Raw genomic sequence first — 15,850 nt, forward strand, 5'->3', positions numbered from 1 at the left:
TCGCGGTTGACGTCATTTGTATTTTGCGAAGGATGGTGGAAACCAGTTCATCAATGGCGGGCAGGGGATCACGCCAGATGGTTCGCCGAAGGCTTCGGAAGCAGGGTGGTATGAATTTGATAGCGCGTACACTTAATTTTTCATGTACTAAAAAGTCCCGAAGGTTTCCCGTGAAAACTCTGATAGTTTCCTCAAACCTTCGGGACGGTACTTCAGGAAAGACAGGTTTTAACTTTCCCGTAACTTGAGCCGGCGTAATTCTTCAATATTTTTTCGGGGCCCGAAAATTTCGACAGCGATTGCAACTCTGCTTCATTCAACACTTTAATTGGCGCAGGATCTCAAGCGTCACGGAGGGTCCGACGCGCGCCGTGATTCAAGGCTGTCATTCATGGAAGACTAACGCCGTCCGTAACTTCAATGCGATCCCACTCCTTTTCACCGTACACGCCCAGTACGAGACCGATGATCTGGGAAGCCTTCCGCGCCTGCGTTGAGTGGTGACAAAGCCTGCCCGCGCCGATGTTCATCAGTTCACAGTCGAACTCGCCATGGTTGCAACCATTCCGGGTGGGCGGACATGGCGGAAGTGATCTTTTTACAGGCGCCGCGCGTGCTTCGCTTAAGTCTACGCGGGTCGAATGCGCGCCATGCCAAGCGCGGCGTTTATTAATGGGACCGCGAACCGGTCTCGGAGCCGAGCAGCCGTCAATACCGAGTTGAACCTGATCCATTTCGATCCCGCACATTTCAGAGAATGTTTTCCAGGATAAAAACTTTCTGAATGGGGTGGTCGAAGGCAAGATAAGCTTCGAAGAGGCAGTCCGCGCATTTTTGCGAAAGCCAGCATGGCGGTGTGTTTGCCCGAACAGTTATTAAAATTAGGTTGGTTTGACATCCTCTTTAATGACCTGCCTCAATTTGGAGGATCTCCAGGCAGGTGCGGCCCGCATTGCAGGCTGCCTTCCAGAATGCCGATCTTTGGTGTCTGCATGGCAGCCACGGTATCCAGATGCACCTGGGAGGTTTCGTGGGACGCGCAGGAGATCGAAAGTTCGCTTTGCGTAAATTAAAATATTCCGCGCCGCCCCTGTTCAACGAAGGGCAGCGCTTGAAAAGGTTTGGCGGAGGAACGCAAAAAGACCGGTCAGGGTCGCCATAGGAATGGTTGCCTGTCGGATCGACGACCGCGATGGAACCAAAGTGTGTGGCTTCGATCACGCCGCCGCGCGTCAACAAGGATGGGCTGGAGCATGGCGATCATTCCTCTTCAGATGGAGCACTGGCGCCGCGGTCCTGGCGCGCGTTATAGTGCAATAGACCGTAGCGCAGCCGCTGAGCGAATGTTTTGACGCGCTGCCGGGGCTTTGAACCACGTCAATAGCGAAGCGACCAGTTTCTCGATCGCGGCGGGATTCGGTTTTTTTGTCGTGATCTTATCCAGCTTGTCATAAATGTGCTTAAGGAAATCATATTGTGTTTTTATGGCGGCCGTGGTCATCATTCCGCCGCGGCTGCTGATAATGGTATAGCCCTTATAGGGCGCATCCAGCAGTAATTCCAATGAGGTCAGCCAGGCTTTAAGATTCGCGCCCGCCAGGAACGGCGGCTGATTTTTAAGTACGGCATCCCCAATGAAGACGATCTTTTCCTCGGGCAGGCGCACCCAGATCGACCCGTCAGAGGGACCCGCGTGATGCTCAAGCACAACGGGCGAATCGCTCCAGTGCAGGGTCATTTGATCGAGAAAGGAAATTTCTGGCGGCGCCCAGCGGACACTGCCCAGCCCGGCATTCGATTCCCAATCGGCGCCGGGGGTTTGCTTCGCCCTGCGCTTGAACGTGCTCGGACGGGTACGGAATGTGTTGGCGGTCTTCTCGTGCGCGATCATGGTGCAGTCCATGGCGCGCGCGCCAAGGGTCCGGCCAGGATGTGCATCAAGGTTGATCAAGACACGCTCCACACCGCCCCAAGATTCATCAACGCGGCGCGCCAGGAACGCGCATCTTCAGGGGAAGGCGGCGCGTCGATCTGATCAATCCACGCTGGGTAATGATTACACCCAGGGTTACCTGGCAGTTGATCTTCGATCTGATATTTTTTAGTTATTTCTGCATACTACTCCCTGAAAAATCTCTATGGATGGTTATTTTCTAAGGTCGGATAGCCGTGGGTCATCTTTCGTTCATCGTCAGTCTGCCGTCTTCCGTTTGAGCTGACCGGGTTGTCTTCTTTGGGCAACAGGCAGGGGTCAGCCAGAAGGTGGAGCCTTTCCAGGTTCGCTTTCTTCCAGACCTTCGCCGCCGTGCCCATGCACCGCCAGCCGGCAAAAGCCAATCCCAGACCGAGTCCAACGGTTCGATCCTGCCGCGCACGCGGATGAATTTATCAAAAATGCGCTCGCGGTCTGCGGGGGGAATGCCCGGGCCGTTGTCATTGATCGAAAACTTGACAAAGACCCCGTCTGTTTGCGCGCTGATGCGGATATGGCCCGCGACAGGAGTGAATTTGATCGCGTTTTCAAGCAGGTTGATGAACACACGATGGATCCACATCCACATCCACCCAAATGAGCGGAAGCACCGCCATATTATTCTCGATAATTTGCTGGCGCCCGGCCGCAGCGGGGATCACATCGCGGATCGATTCACGGATCAACGCCTGCGGATCGATCGAATTCTGGTCAATGATCTGATGACCGATTCAAGCCGATTACATGCCGAGCAATGAGTTTACTAGGCGTTGAATGCGCGCGGTCGAATTACGCGCGATATTAGCATGGATGTTGCAGTTCCATCAACGGGCATCAACTCGCCCATCATCTCGAGGCTGGAGACAACATTGCCAAGCGGAGAGCGGATATCGTGATAGATCATGGCGATCATGTCATCCCGCAGGGCATCCAACTCTTGCGTTCGGTGACATCCTGAACGATCCACTGATCGAATCGGTTTCTTCGAATTCAACACGACGCGCATGCACCTCAATCGGAATTGAACTGCCGTCTCTTTTTAGCAAACCAGATTCGTAGGTACATTCGTCGTAACGTCTGAGGGTTTTGCAAAGTTCAAGCGCGCGGTTCCACTTCACTTCATGCAATTGATCGATGCTTAAAGCGCGCAGTTCCTCTTTGCTGTAACCGCTCAATAGCACAGCCTGGCGGTTTGATTCTTCGCACCGCACCTCCCAATCTGTGATCAGGATCATGTCCACGCTGTCTTCGAATATTCAAGATAGCGCTGGTGCGCTTTTGGATCCGATCTCAAATATTCGGCATTCTGGATGGTTGTGCCCGCCAGACTTCCCAGCCCCGCCAACACCACCATCGCATCCCGGATAAATGCGCCGAGATCGGATTGACCGCCTCAAGCACACCGGATGACCTTCCCCTGTGACTGGATCGGGGCGATGGCGACAGCCCGCATCTCGATGCCCTCGAACTTGTCCACTTCACATAGTGAGAATCCTGTTTGACGGATGGAACGATCAAACCCAGCCCATTGGTGATCACCTGCCCCGTCAGCCCATGCCCGTTATGGATGTGACGCCCGGGGATGCTGCCGGAATTATGTCCCGCCGCCGCCTGGAAGATCAGATCGTTACTATCATGGTCGATCAAGGCCAATGCCACGGTCTCGACCTGCAAAGCCTGCATGGTCTGATTAAGAATACGGCGCCATACATCCGTTATTTCCAATGAGGTATTGATCGCCGCAGCCGCTTCTGCCAGCGCGGACATAACGCGTGCGGTGCGCTGGCTTTCCATGTATAAACGCGCATTCAAACAGCCACACTCGCCTGATCAGCGATAGCCTCATCAATGCCAGGTGTTCTTCATTGAAAGAATTGGGGATGGAGTGCACAAGGGTCAGCACGCCCACCAAACGATCGCGCGCCAAGAGCGGCACACAGATCGCGGATTTAGCGCCGCTCTTATCTGCCGAATCGTCTGTGCGGCGCAACCAGCGGTGATCTTTACTGGTATCCGTGACAAGCGTGGATTTGCGATTTTGCACCACCCATCCCGCCAGGCTCCGTTCAACCGTATCCCGCAGCTGCTGGGTGGTGTGATCGTGGAATTGCGTCCCGAATACGATCGTCGCATCGACCGGCTTGCCGAGATCATCCATTACCACAATGCTGCCGCGTTCTCCGCCCACATGTTGAAGAGCCGCATAGAGCAAACGCTGCAGAACCGTGCGCAGGTCCAGGGCAGTGGCAACCTCACGGCTGACGTTCATTAATAATTCAAGCAATGAGCGGGAGCGATCTTCAATCATATCTTATTAAACCACACTACAAACTATATGAAGTATAGCCCCTTTGGTACAATTGCGCCATGCCTTTGGATTTTGCCCGCATAAAAGCTCTCTGTTTCGATGTTGACGGCACCCTTAGCGACACCGATGATCTTTATACACAGCGAATCTCGCGTTTTTTTCCACGCATTCTCTTTCCCAACCCCGATCATACTGCACGCCGCTTCATCATGTGGATCGAAGCGCCTGGCAACGCCCTGCTCGGACTTGCCGATACGCTTGGCCTTGACGATCAAATGGTCGCGGTCATCAACTGGCTGTCGCGCCGCCGCAGGCATACACCCAAAAAGTTCCTGCTGATCTCCGGCGTGGACACCATGCTCGCGCAATTGTATGGACGTTTTCCCATGGCAGTCATCAGCGCGCGCGATGAACACGGCACCATGGCATTCCTTGATCAGTATGATCTGGTGAAATATTTCGATGTGATCGTGACCGGCTTATCCGCGGAACATACCAAACCTTATCCAGATCCTGTCTTGCTTGCCGCCCAAAAGATGAATGTCGCGCCGCAAAACTGCCTGATGATCGGCGACACCACCGTGGACATCCGCGCCGGTCGATCCGCGGGCGCACAGACGGTCGGAGTCCTATGCGGATTCGGCGAAGAAGCTGAGTTAAAGAAAATGGGCGCGGATATGATCCTGAATGACACAACAAAATTACTGGATTTACTGAACTGATCACTTCACATGGAATGCTTGATGTGTTCAAGTACAAATATCTCTCTATGTAACCATTGGGGAATTTCATCTATACCAAGAAGAGATCGGTTGGCTAAAATCGCTTCATCAATGCTGATCCACAGCGGTTGAAAGCCCAGGTCTTTTTCATACCCATCCAATTTCTGTGAACCAAACTCCTCCATGATCTGACAGAAATAATAATACGATGTCATCTTAAAAACATCGTACTCCTTTTCCTCGGCGAATTTGTATTCAATGATTGCGCCAAGCTCGCCATCCACACTGAGCAGGGATGCGCCGCATTCTTCCAGCAGTTCGCGCGCCAATGCCTGCTGATGCGACTCGCCCGCATCCACACCACCGCCAGGAAATTTATAGTCGCCCACGTTCGAGGAATACACCATCAGCAATTCAGACCCACGCAGTATGACGGCGCGCACGGCAGTTCGGTGGACCGTTTTGCCGTGAGTATTTATTCCTTCAGCGCGATGAATTTCAGTGAGGATTTGCATAACGAAATTGTATCTCTTAAATAAAAAGGGCTGCCTTTTTTTCAGGCAGCCCTTGCATGGATCTATTACGGTTTCAAAAACACCAGCGGAATTTCACGAGTGGTCGTTTTTTCGTATTCCCCGTAATTGGGGGCGAGGGAAACGATCCAATCATATAACGGTCTGCGCGCCTCGCCCAAAATGATCTCAGGCGTGACCTTCATCTTTTTATCCTTGACCTGGATCGTCACATCACCAGGATTGCCCTTGATGTTGTGATACCACGAGGGATGCTTGTCGTTTCCGTTATTCGAGGCGACGATGATATATCCGCCATCGCGCTCAAAATATCCAAGCGGAGCCGATAGTATTTTCCCGGACTTGCGTCCTTTGGTGGTGAGGATCAGGACTTTAAATCCGAGCATTTCACCGCCAAACTTTCCGCCAGTGATGCGATAGATGAAAACATGGAAACCAATAAACAACTTGATTATGAATTTCAAAATATTTTCTCCAAATTACGAGGTTGCGACTTCCACTTCTTCCTGTTTTTTGAATTGACTCATATACAGGTCGTAATAGAAGCCTTGTTTATTCAGCAGTTCATCATGTTTGCCGCGTTCGATGATCTGTCCATCTTTCAGAACAAGGATCATATCCGCATTGCGGATGGTGGACAGGCGATGCGCGATGACGAAGGAGGTGCGGCTTTGGAGCAGTGCGTCAAATGCTTTTTGGATGAGACGCTCGGTTCGTGTGTCCACGCTGGAAGTTGCTTCATCGAGAATGAGAACTCTCGGGTCTGCGAGAGCGGCGCGCGCGATCGAAAGCAGCTGCCTCTGTCCCTGGGAAAGACCCGAACCGCGCTCGCCGAGTACGGTCTGATATTTTTCGGGCAGGCGTTCGATGAACGAATCTGCGTTTGCAAGTTTGGCGGCGGCGAAGACTTCTTCATCGGTTGCGTCAGGGCGCCCAAAGCGGATGTTATCCATGACGGAGGCGCTGAACAGGAATGTATCCTGCAGCACAATGCCCACTTGCTTGCGGATCGATTCGGCGGTGACATCGCGCACATCCACGCCGTCTATCTTGACCGAGCCGTGCGTTACATCATAGAAGCGCGGTAGTAAGTTGATGATGGTGGTCTTGCCCGCACCCGTTGGGCCGACGATGGCGATGGTTTGCCCAGGTTCTGCGGAGAAAGAAACTTCCTTCAAAACAGGCACACCGTCTTCATATTCATGGCTGACTTCGATGAACTCAACTTTGCCTTTGATCTCTGGCATCGCCTTTGCACCGGGTTTGTCCACCACGGCAGGCTTTTCGTCGAGAATGGTAAAAATACGTTCCGCGCCCGCGATCGCGTTTTGGATGTTCGTCCATAACACGGCGATCTGTTGAATGGGTTGGTTGAAGCGTTGTACATAAGCCAGGAAGGTAATGACCAGACCCAGTGTGACGGTCGTACCGAAGAGCAAGTCACCTGTCAACAAGTACCAGCCGCCGACGCCAGTGACGATGGCTAGGCCGATATAGGAAAATGCTTCAAGGGTCGGCGCCAATGCGGATGTATAAGCCACGGCACGGACATTCGCATCACGATTCGCAGCGTTGACTTCCTTGAACTGCTCAATGTTTTCATCTGCGCGGTTGAAAGCTTGCACTTCGCGGACTGATGAAATAGTTTCTTGTAATTCAGCGTTGACATTGCCGATCTCTTCGCGGCTCTTGCGGAAGGCTTTACGCGCCTGCCCTGAGAACCAGACGGTGGCGATGAACATCAACGGCGAGACTGCCAGTGAAAGCAAAGCGAATGGCAGACTGGCGGTGATCATGTTGTAGGCTACCCATACCAAGAGGAGAATTCCGCTGAATACGTTGACGAGCGCAAATGAAAATGCCTGTTCAATCGCGGATGTATCATTCGTGATGCGGCTCATCAGGTCACCAGCTTCATGCTCGGAGTAGTAACTAAGCGAGAGTGTGTGTAGCTTCTCGAACACTTCCACGCGCAGGGAGCGCAGAACGTGCTGTCCAGTCCATGCCATGGCGAAGAAGGTCATACCTGTCAGGACTGCGCCAATTACATACAATGCAATCACGATCAGGATCAGACGGAACATGCCTGTGATGCGTTCTTCATTCGTGGCGGTTGCAAGGTCGGGAGTGGTGTATCCGCCGAGATGATAGGCTTTGTAGACGATCTGCTTCGAGTACGATAATGTGGATGGATCTTCGGTTGTCCCAAGCCAGCAGGAGGAAACTGCTTTTTGGTCTGGCACAGCCCCCTGCGGGGAAGCAGTTGGCGGGGTGAGTTGAGCGAAGGCACTGCTTCCAGCGGGTACGAGGAAACAGTCCGTGGCCTGTCCCATTAATTCCGGGGAGGTTACTTGAGTCCAGGTCGAGATGACAACGAAGACCACCGCCAGAACGATCATGTACCAGAATTGGCCAAAATATTTACCGAGGCGACCGAGCGTTTCGCTCAGGTTGCGCGGCTTCATTGTTTCTTGATTGAGAAAACCACCAGCGCGGCCGTGCATCATTGTGCCACCTCCGCTACCGCATCATTTTGATGCGAAAGGATTTGCGAGTTATAAATTTCAGCATAGATCGGTTCTTCTTCCATGAGTTGAGCGTGTTTGCCCTGTGCCACAACTTCACCTTTTTCCAGCACAAGAATTTTATCGGCGTTCATGACAGTGCTGATGCGCTGCGCGATGACGAAGGATGTGCGGCCTTTCATAAGAGTTTCAAGCGCTTCCTGAATATGAGACTCGGTGGCGACATCCACACTGGAGGTTGAGTCATCGAGGATCAGAATGCGCGGGTCGAGTAATAGCGCGCGCGCGATGGCAACGCGTTGTTTTTGTCCGCCACTGAGAGTTGTTCCGCGTTCACCGACGTGTGTGTTGTATCCGTCGGGGAAGGACATGATGAAATCATGTGCGGCTGCGGCTTTTGCAGCCGCTTCTATTTCTGCGTGCGTGGCTTCGGGTTTGCCAAATGCGATGTTCTCGCTGATCGTACCGCTGAACAGAGTTGTCTCTTGAAGCACGATGCCGATCTGCGAACGAAGCGAATCGAGCGTGACATCGCGCAGGTCGTGACCATCAATGGTGATCCCGCCTTCGGTTGGGTCATAGAAGCGCGGCAGTAAATTGATGATGCTGGTCTTGCCTGAACCTGTCGCGCCAAGCAATGCGACCGTCTCACCCGATTTAACTTCAAATGAAACGTTCTTAAGAACAGGGTCACCGCCGCCGACATAGCGGAAAGTGACGTTCTCAAATTTCACATCGCCTTTCACGGCGGGCAGTTTCGATGCATTGGGCTTGTCGACGATGTCACTCTTGGCATCCAGAATTTCAAAGATGCGGTCAGCGGACGCGGCGGCCTGTCCCATTTGTGTGACGATCATACCGAACATCATGATGGGGAAAAAGAGATACATCAGGTAGAGCGAGAATTCCTGCCACGCGCCAATGGTCAATGTGCCAACGATAATTTGTTTGCCGCCCACATAAAGGATGGCGGCTTGTCCGAGGTTGGCAATTAAGAAAACCAGCGGGAACAAGAACGTGAACAAACGGTTGACCGCGATGGCTTGATTCATCGTGTCATCGGCGGCGTTGCGGAATTTGGTCTGCTGTTCCTTCTCGCGCGTGAAAGCCTTGATCACTTTTACGCCCGCAAGGTTTTCCTGCAAGACCGTGTTCAGGGTTGAAAGTTTTATCTGCACTTTCGCGAACAAGGGCTGGCTGAGTCCCGCGAACACACCGAACAACACGATCGCAACCGGCAGGATCGGCATGGCTGTCCACGCCAATGAAACATTCGACGAGAACAAAATGATGACCGTGCCAGAAAGCAGGATCACCGCGCCGACAAGTTGCAACAAGCCCTGTCCGATGAACAGGCGCACCTTCTCGACATCATCCGTCGCGCGGATCATCAACTGGCCTGTTTGATTCTTATCGTGATACGCGAACGACAAATTCTGGATCTTGGCATACAAGTCATTTCGCAAGTCATACGCGACCGACTGTGAATTCTTCTCCGCCCAATAGGCTTGCAGGAAGGAGAACAGTCCACGCAGCAGGGCGAATCCGACGATCGCGACAAGAGCAGTGATCAGGGCGCGGGGTGCGTTTCCCAAATCCGCTTCAAGCGTAACCTTGAGCTGGTCCAGCGTTAGGGCAGGATCATACTTTAGGGCTTCGAGAATCTTCGGCAGCACCGTGCTGACAAATGCCGCGGGAATCTGATCCAGCGCCTGCAACACCTGGTCAGCAAGGAATCCGCTGGTGACCGCATCGATCACATTACGGATCATACGCGGCACCGCCAACTGTGAGAGCGTGGCAATGACAAGAAAAATATACGGCAAAAGAGCCTGGCTCTTGTAATGGGTCAGGTATTTGACGGCGCGGCCAATACCCTTAAAGGATGTTTTTTGGCGCTTTGCGCGGGGTGGATTTTGGGTTGCGGTTGCTTGCATATGGTTCCTTTTTCGACTTACGATTTACGATTTTGGATTTACGATTTCCATTTCCTTGGCGGCTTTCGTTAACAGGGTCAACGCTTCGCTGACCTTCTTTTGATCGTCTGCGCTCAAGGTATTTGCCAGATCATCCATCCAGCGATAACGTTCTTCGATGCCTTGCTGGATAAGTTCCGAACCTTTAATGCTCAAGGTCAACAGTTTGGCGCGGCGGTCGCTGGGATCTTCAGCACGTTCGAGGTGACCCGACTGCACGAGCTTATCCACCAGTTGACTGGCGGCTGCGGCAGAAATATCAAATCGTTCGCTGACCTCAGACATGCCGCACGGGCCTTTGTGATGCAGCTGCATCAGGATGCTGAATTGCGGCATGGAAAGCCCTGTGCTTTTGGCAAAGTGATTCCATCCGCTCATGGAGCGGTGCATAAAAGCGTCCATCCAGGCACGCAGGGTTTGGGAAAAATGGAGTTTGTCGGTCATAGTTAAGCCTTCTTTTTAGTTAAGCAGGCTAAACTATATACGTGAGTTAAGTATTGGTCAAGCGAAATGGGATAAGAGAAGTATTAGAGAATTAAGGAGTGGTTTTGATCTTTCCAGAAATTATCTCTGCTTTGATTCTTTCCAGCTCCGCCTGGATCTCTGCGGGTAATTTATTTGTTGAAGACAACCCGACTTCCCCTGTTTTCAGCGTGCCAACATGATACCCGCCCGAGAACGAATTGTTCACGATCGCGTTTGACGCCTGCGTAACGCTAACGTCAAAGCGTTTTTCAATACTGGTAAGGATAATATCCGCGAATTCCGGATTGGTTTTCGCCCAATCAGTATCCACGCCTACGATCCAGGCGTTGCCTTGCTCTTGAATCTCAGCACCCGCCCCAATGCCCACACTTTGACCGGCCACCGGTAGAATCACATCCGCGCCCGCATCCAATAATTGACGCGCCGCCTGCCTGCCTTCAACAGAGCAGCAGAATCCGCCAGTGAATAAGCCTTCGTGCTTATCCACATCCCAGCCAATGACCTTCACATTCGTTCCCTTTTGTTGGTTGTAGTATTTTACGCCGAGGGTAAAGCCGTCCATGAAACTGGTGACGGGCGGGATATCAATGCCGCCAAAAACACCCACCTTGCCGGTCTTTGTCACCGAAGCGGATAGATAGCCAGCCAGGAATGCAGCTTGATCGGTGGCATACTCCTGCACCCAGACGTTTTCCAGGGGCGGGTCAATGCCAAAGTCCATCACCATGAAGCGTTGATTTGGATTGACTTGCGCGGCGGTTTGGAGTTGTTCAAGTAAATTCCCCGGTGATATGATCAAACGGCAATCCGCATCCGCAAATGTTTTTACGAGTTTGGAAAAATCAGATACGGAGGAGGATTGAAGCACAGTGGCTTCCCAGTTATGCGTCTGGGCAGATTCCTGAATGCCTTTGTAGATCAGTTCATTGAAATAGTTGTCGTTCAAACCGCTGGAGTTGGTGATCTGGCAAATCCTTCCGTTGATCGTTGCAGGCAATGGAGTGATCGTTGGTACGGCAGGGTTGCCTCCGCAAGAGTCTGTGATGCCATGCAAATATTTTAGGCATTCTTCATCCGTGAGGCGGCGGGGAGCGCGCGACTGCCCGAGTTTGACCAAGTCATCGACCTGCATAAGATAGATGCGCGCTTCATGGTCGCTACTTGCGGCAAGGCGCGAACCATTCGAGTTGAACGCAAGGCTGTTCACCCCAGAGCCATCTCCAAAGAAGGCGATCAATTCCTGTCCAGTTTTCACATCCCATAATTTTGTTGTTCCATCACGACTGGCGGTGGCGAGTCGGGCTCCATCACGGCTAAAGGCAACGGATGTGACTGTATTGGAGTGCTCAAGGCGATACTGTTCTTCAGCGGTCATTGCATCCCAGATTCGTACCGTGCCGTCCAGGCTGGCGGTTGCGATCAAGCGGTCGTCCGTACTAAAGGCAACGGAAGTCACGCTATTACTATGTCCGCGTAATAGGAGAGGATTGCTGCCCGTCACAAAATCCCTGACCTGCACCGTTCCATTTTGCAGGCCGATGGCAAGTTGAGTTCCGCTAGAATTAAATGCAAGCGATTGAACACCGACTGGCAGGTTAAAAGGGAATAATAGCGAAGGTGTTATTTGGGACATATCCCAAATATTTACCTTGTAATCGTTGCTCGCGGAGACAAGCCACTTGCCATCCGGGCTGAAGATGAGGGCGTTGATCAGACCGGTGTGGGCCGGCCATGTATAAATTTCGGTCTTTGAGTCTGGATTTATAAGTGCCAGACTGAAGTCATTGCGCGCGGCAGCAATTAAGTTTCCATTGGAACTGTAGGCGAAGGCCGTGATGTTGCCTGCATCAGCGGAAAGGGTCTGGATTTTATTCCCGGAAGATGCATCCCAAATATTTACAACTCCGCCTTCGATGGCCGCGAGTTGATCGCCTTTGGGATTGAACAAAATTTGCCCGCCGCCGCTTGCGTAAGTAAGAGTCAATTCCTCATGTTCAGGCGTGACATCCCAGACCCGTACCATGCCGTCGTCGCCGGCAGTCACAAGGCGCGTACCATCCGGGCTGAACGCGGCAGAGAAAACCGTGCCTGTGTGACCTGCGAGTGTGAATAAGGCTTCTCCAGTATTTACGTCCCACACAATTACCTTTCTATCATCACCGCCTGTGGCAAGCAAAGCCCCGTCGGGGCTGTAGGCAACCGCATGTAGGGTACTGAGATGACCATCAAGTGTGGATATTTTTTCAGCGGTTACAGCACTCCAGATCACTGCCTTGTCCTGACTGAGCGTTGCAACACGCTGGCCATTTGGGCTGAACGCGGCGTTCCATACCCAATCCGAGTGACCGAGTGTCAGCAATTCTTCGCCGGTGGATGCGTTCCAAATTCGCGCGGTTTTATCATCGCTGACCGTGAGCAGTCGCCCGCCATCCGGGCTGAAGTACGCGAAAGAAACATAATCGGTGTGACCGGGAAAATCCGCCAACGCATGCCCCGATTTTAAATTCCATATGGTTGGGAGGTTACCATTCGCGACCGTGGCGAGACGCGCACCCTCCGGGCTGAACGTGATCGATGTGGTCGCCTCCATCTGGCTGGGAACATCGACCTCGATCCCTGATGACGCATCCCATATTTTGACTGTTCCATTTGCCATGACTGTGGCAAGCACTGTCCCATCCGGACTGAACTCTGCATATACTCCGTCAACGCTGAAAAGCAGACCGCCAGTTTTCACATCCCAGATATTGACAATATTTTCATTGCTAGCAGTTGCAATGTGCATTCCATCCGGACTGAAATCCACACTAATAGGTGCTCCCGGTTCATGGGCCGGGATGACCAGCCGTATACGGGAAGCCAATACAGCTTGATGCAAGGCATTTTCGGCTTCGAGGGTTTGTTCTTTCCCAAGCGCCTCCAATGCAAGCAGGATACTGAGTACAGGGTCGCTTTCCAGATTGTTGATGGATGCGGCTGCCAGTTCGCGCGACGCAGCAATACGGCTGACGATCTGCGATCGCCAGCCAAAAAAAACTGCCACGATAGCCATAAGGATCGCTGCGACAAAAGCCATGCCAAGATGCACAGCGCGCCTCCGCAGTTGCGTCGCAGCATGAGCCTGCTCCTCGGCGCGTTTGCCTTCCACCTCTGCCAGTTTTTGCGCGGCCTCTAATTCGCGCTGTCGGCGTATTTCCTTTTCAATCGCTTCCCGTTCCACAAAGCTACGAGATTCTTTTAAGAATGAACGTTCCAGGTCATTGATTTCCTCTGGATGACTTGAGAGCCATTCCAGAGCCTGCGCTAGGCGCGCGCCGCGATACAACACATCATTTTCGTAATTCGAAGTTTCCCATTCTTGCGCGGCATGGGTCAAATGACGGTGCAGACGCAGGCCTTCGCGGTTTTCTTCCAACCAGCCTCTCAACGTGGGCCACTCGCGGATCAATGCCTCATGGGCGACTTCAGCAGAATCTTCTGCGGTTGTGATGAGGCGCGCATCTGCCAATGCTTTCAATACATTCCGGGTACTGGAAGATTCTTCCGGTTTCAATATCAATTCCTTGAACGAGGCCCGGCGGCGCGTATCGCTGGCAGCGGTTTCATCGCTGAGTTCGGTTAGGCGTAAAAAGATGCGACGGGCAATGGCGCGCTGGTCAATTGTGAATTGGTCGCTGAGTATGGATTCAGCTGTCTCGGCAATGGCCCCGCGCACCCCGCCTGAAGAGGTGTATCCGCTCAGTGTCATCATGCGTGCTCGTCTTCTTTGCCATGTTTCCAATAGCGCGTGAGAAAGCAAAGGCAGTGCTCCTGGTTCATGCCCAACATCGTGCAAAAGCACATCCACCAGGCCGGTCTCGAACTCCCAGCGTTCCCGCCGCGCAGGTTCTTCGATGGCGCGCCGCATCTCATCATCTGTCATCGCGCCGATATATTCCTGTTGACCGGCCAGCGCTTCACGTAATTGGATATAGTTCGCGCAGTGGGCATAGAAGTCTGCCCGCAAGGTAATGGCAACGAAAATATGGCCGTCCGGTTCGGACGCCGCTGTGAGCAGGTTGCTGATGAACGCGCATCTCTCCTCTTCAGAGTGACAGAGAGCGAATGTCTCTTCAAATTGGTCCACGACCAAAAGCAAATATGATCCATTTTTTATGCAGTGACTCAAACTCTGCGAGTCGCTGAGCATGTCTTTTATGAGTGAAGCAATTTCATTTTCCTGCGCCATGCTGTTTGCCAAACTCTCCAACGGATGCGCTGTCGGTGTGATGATCTGGATATTCCAATCTGTAGAGATCTGATTCCATCTTAGGGCTGGCACAAGTCCCGCCCGCACAAGAGACGATTTGCCGCTGCCCGATGCGCCCACCACGGCAAGGAACCGCATCGCGCTCCCAGTTAAGGAAATGAGGCGTTCGGTTAGTTTGGAGGTCAGAGTTTCACGCCCTACAAATAAGTCCGCGTCACTCTCATCGAAGTAATTCAGTCCCTTATAAGGACACAAGCCCAAACCGGGCGCATCCTCACGGCGGACATTGGCGGCAAGGTCAAGCAGGCGCGCGACCGTTTTGGATTCATCCTCGATAGCAAGCGCTGTAATGAAGCGCAATTTGATCGTGGGGATATCCGGCAGACGCAGGTTCTGTTCGAGGCGGCTGATCTGTGCATCACTGTATCCGACAGAAGCTGCCAGCTCCATTTGCGTCAACCCGACACGGCGGCGCAGGAAGCGCAGCAGGTCTCCAAAGGTGGTGAATTTTTCAAGTGTGGTGGCGGGAATTGAAGCGGTCATGCCTATAACATAGCATATTTCAAACAGTTTGGAGAATTTTGGCAGAAAATGGCAGGTAAAACGAAATTCCACATGCTACATTTGGGGCATACACAGCGCGTGATCGCGCTGAAATCAACCCATGAGGAGAAAAAAATGAAAAGCAAAATATCATTGAACTTGTTAGCTGGTTTACTGTTGGTCTCGATCGCATTGACTGCCTGCGGCGGCTCCACAAAATTTCCAACCGGGAAATTCTTGAAGGCAAACAGTATGAATTCCGGCATCGAGTTGAAAGACGATGGCAGTTTCTCTGTTTTTGCCGGCGACACAACGCTTATCACAGGCACATACAAGGTAGATGGTAATGTTTTCACAGAGACATCCAACACTGGCGGATGCAGCACCAATGTGGATTTCAATTACACCTTCGATGGAAAAAACCTGACGTTTAACTATGCCGGTAACCCGGAGGATGACGCAGACTGTACCGGGCGCTACGCAGATTTCAATAACGTGACTTATACTTTGCAAAAATAATACTATATCTTCTAAAA

General features: G+C 52.3%; 17 protein-coding genes. 4 read left to right on the forward strand and 13 right to left on the reverse strand.

Annotation, left to right across the window (positions count from 1 at the left end; translation table 11 throughout):
- Positions 1 to 389: 389 nt before the first annotated feature.
- A complete protein-coding gene (locus tag IPL17_RS04250; protein ID WP_345305841.1) occupies positions 390 to 749 on the reverse strand; it encodes a hypothetical protein in 360 nt (119 codons plus the stop codon).
- Positions 750 to 1,168: 419 nt separating this feature from the next.
- Here IPL17_RS04250 and IPL17_RS04255 point away from each other — a divergent pair, with 419 nt between their 5' ends.
- Positions 1,169 to 1,312: a hypothetical protein gene (locus IPL17_RS04255; RefSeq protein ID WP_345305842.1), complete on the forward strand. Its 144-nt coding sequence runs from the start codon at positions 1,169 to 1,171 to the stop codon at positions 1,310 to 1,312.
- Here IPL17_RS04255 and IPL17_RS04260 read toward each other — a convergent pair.
- Both IPL17_RS04260 and IPL17_RS04265 read right to left on the reverse strand, forming a co-directional pair.
- Complete coding sequence (locus IPL17_RS04260) at positions 1,307 to 1,951, reverse strand: MBL fold metallo-hydrolase (RefSeq protein ID WP_345305843.1); 645 nt, start codon at positions 1,949 to 1,951, stop codon at positions 1,307 to 1,309. The two genes, IPL17_RS04255 and IPL17_RS04260, sit on opposite strands and share 6 nt — an antisense overlap.
- 223 nt (positions 1,952 to 2,174) lie before the next feature.
- Entirely contained in the window at positions 2,175 to 2,555 is a 381-nt protein-coding gene (locus tag IPL17_RS04265; protein WP_345305844.1) for an ATP-binding protein, read from the reverse strand.
- Between IPL17_RS04265 and IPL17_RS04270 the strand changes: the two genes are divergently transcribed.
- Positions 2,533 to 2,730 carry a hypothetical protein gene (locus IPL17_RS04270; protein WP_345305845.1) on the forward strand — a complete coding sequence of 66 codons (198 nt, stop codon included), beginning with the start codon at positions 2,533 to 2,535 and terminating at the stop codon, positions 2,728 to 2,730. The genes IPL17_RS04265 and IPL17_RS04270 overlap by 23 nt on opposite strands.
- Positions 2,731 to 2,735: 5 nt before the next feature.
- Here IPL17_RS04270 and IPL17_RS04275 read toward each other — a convergent pair whose 3' ends face one another.
- The 4 genes from IPL17_RS04275 to IPL17_RS04290 are packed head-to-tail and all read right to left on the reverse strand — an operon-like array spanning position 2,736 to position 4,280.
- Positions 2,736 to 2,885 carry a hypothetical protein gene (locus tag IPL17_RS04275; protein ID WP_345305846.1) on the reverse strand — a complete coding sequence of 50 codons (150 nt, stop codon included), beginning with the start codon at positions 2,883 to 2,885 and terminating at the stop codon, positions 2,736 to 2,738.
- Between the two features lies 1 nt (position 2,886).
- Positions 2,887 to 3,228: a PAS domain S-box protein gene (locus IPL17_RS04280; RefSeq protein ID WP_345305875.1), complete on the reverse strand. Its 342-nt coding sequence runs from the start codon at positions 3,226 to 3,228 to the stop codon at positions 2,887 to 2,889.
- 34 nt (positions 3,229 to 3,262) lie between these two features.
- A complete protein-coding gene (locus IPL17_RS04285; protein ID WP_345305847.1) occupies positions 3,263 to 3,697 on the reverse strand; it encodes a hypothetical protein in 435 nt (144 codons plus the stop codon).
- Entirely contained in the window at positions 3,663 to 4,280 is a 618-nt protein-coding gene (locus IPL17_RS04290; protein ID WP_345305848.1) for a GAF domain-containing protein, read from the reverse strand. The genes IPL17_RS04285 and IPL17_RS04290 overlap by 35 nt, the downstream gene beginning before the upstream one ends.
- A 59-nt stretch (positions 4,281 to 4,339) precedes the next feature.
- Here IPL17_RS04290 and IPL17_RS04295 point away from each other — a divergent pair, with 59 nt between their 5' ends.
- On the forward strand, positions 4,340 to 5,002 hold the full coding sequence (locus tag IPL17_RS04295; protein ID WP_345305849.1) for an HAD family hydrolase: 663 nt from the start codon (positions 4,340 to 4,342) through the stop codon (positions 5,000 to 5,002).
- Positions 5,003 to 5,007: 5 nt separating this feature from the next.
- Here the strand turns inward: IPL17_RS04295 and IPL17_RS04300 are convergent, their stop codons facing one another.
- From IPL17_RS04300 to IPL17_RS04325, 6 genes are all read right to left on the reverse strand, one after another.
- Positions 5,008 to 5,517 (reverse strand): NUDIX domain-containing protein, encoded by a 510-nt coding sequence (locus tag IPL17_RS04300; RefSeq protein WP_345305850.1) that lies wholly within the window; start codon positions 5,515 to 5,517, stop codon positions 5,008 to 5,010.
- A gap of 65 nt (positions 5,518 to 5,582) precedes the next feature.
- A complete protein-coding gene (locus tag IPL17_RS04305; RefSeq protein WP_345305851.1) occupies positions 5,583 to 5,999 on the reverse strand; it encodes a nitroreductase/quinone reductase family protein in 417 nt (138 codons plus the stop codon).
- A gap of 15 nt (positions 6,000 to 6,014) precedes the next feature.
- Positions 6,015 to 8,042 carry an ABC transporter ATP-binding protein gene (locus tag IPL17_RS04310; RefSeq protein ID WP_345305852.1) on the reverse strand — a complete coding sequence of 676 codons (2,028 nt, stop codon included), beginning with the start codon at positions 8,040 to 8,042 and terminating at the stop codon, positions 6,015 to 6,017.
- The gene (locus IPL17_RS04315; protein WP_345305853.1) at positions 8,039 to 9,997 is read right to left on the reverse strand and encodes an ABC transporter ATP-binding protein; all 1,959 of its coding nucleotides are present in this window, start codon (positions 9,995 to 9,997) and stop codon (positions 8,039 to 8,041) included. Before IPL17_RS04315 ends, IPL17_RS04310 begins: the two co-directional genes overlap by 4 nt.
- Positions 9,998 to 10,021: 24 nt before the next feature.
- Positions 10,022 to 10,480, reverse strand: a complete 459-nt coding sequence (locus tag IPL17_RS04320) for a MarR family transcriptional regulator (protein ID WP_345305854.1) — start codon at positions 10,478 to 10,480, stop codon at positions 10,022 to 10,024.
- A 91-nt stretch (positions 10,481 to 10,571) separates the two neighbouring features.
- Complete coding sequence (locus tag IPL17_RS04325; RefSeq protein WP_345305855.1) at positions 10,572 to 15,314, reverse strand: BMP family ABC transporter substrate-binding protein; 4,743 nt, start codon at positions 15,312 to 15,314, stop codon at positions 10,572 to 10,574.
- Between the two features lie 135 nt (positions 15,315 to 15,449).
- On the opposite strand from IPL17_RS04325, the gene IPL17_RS04330 reads away from it, so the two are divergent.
- The gene (locus tag IPL17_RS04330; protein WP_345305856.1) at positions 15,450 to 15,833 is read left to right on the forward strand and encodes a hypothetical protein; all 384 of its coding nucleotides are present in this window, start codon (positions 15,450 to 15,452) and stop codon (positions 15,831 to 15,833) included.
- Positions 15,834 to 15,850: the final 17 nt, after the last annotated feature.

The sequence above is a fragment of the Candidatus Villigracilis saccharophilus genome (assembly GCF_016711665.1).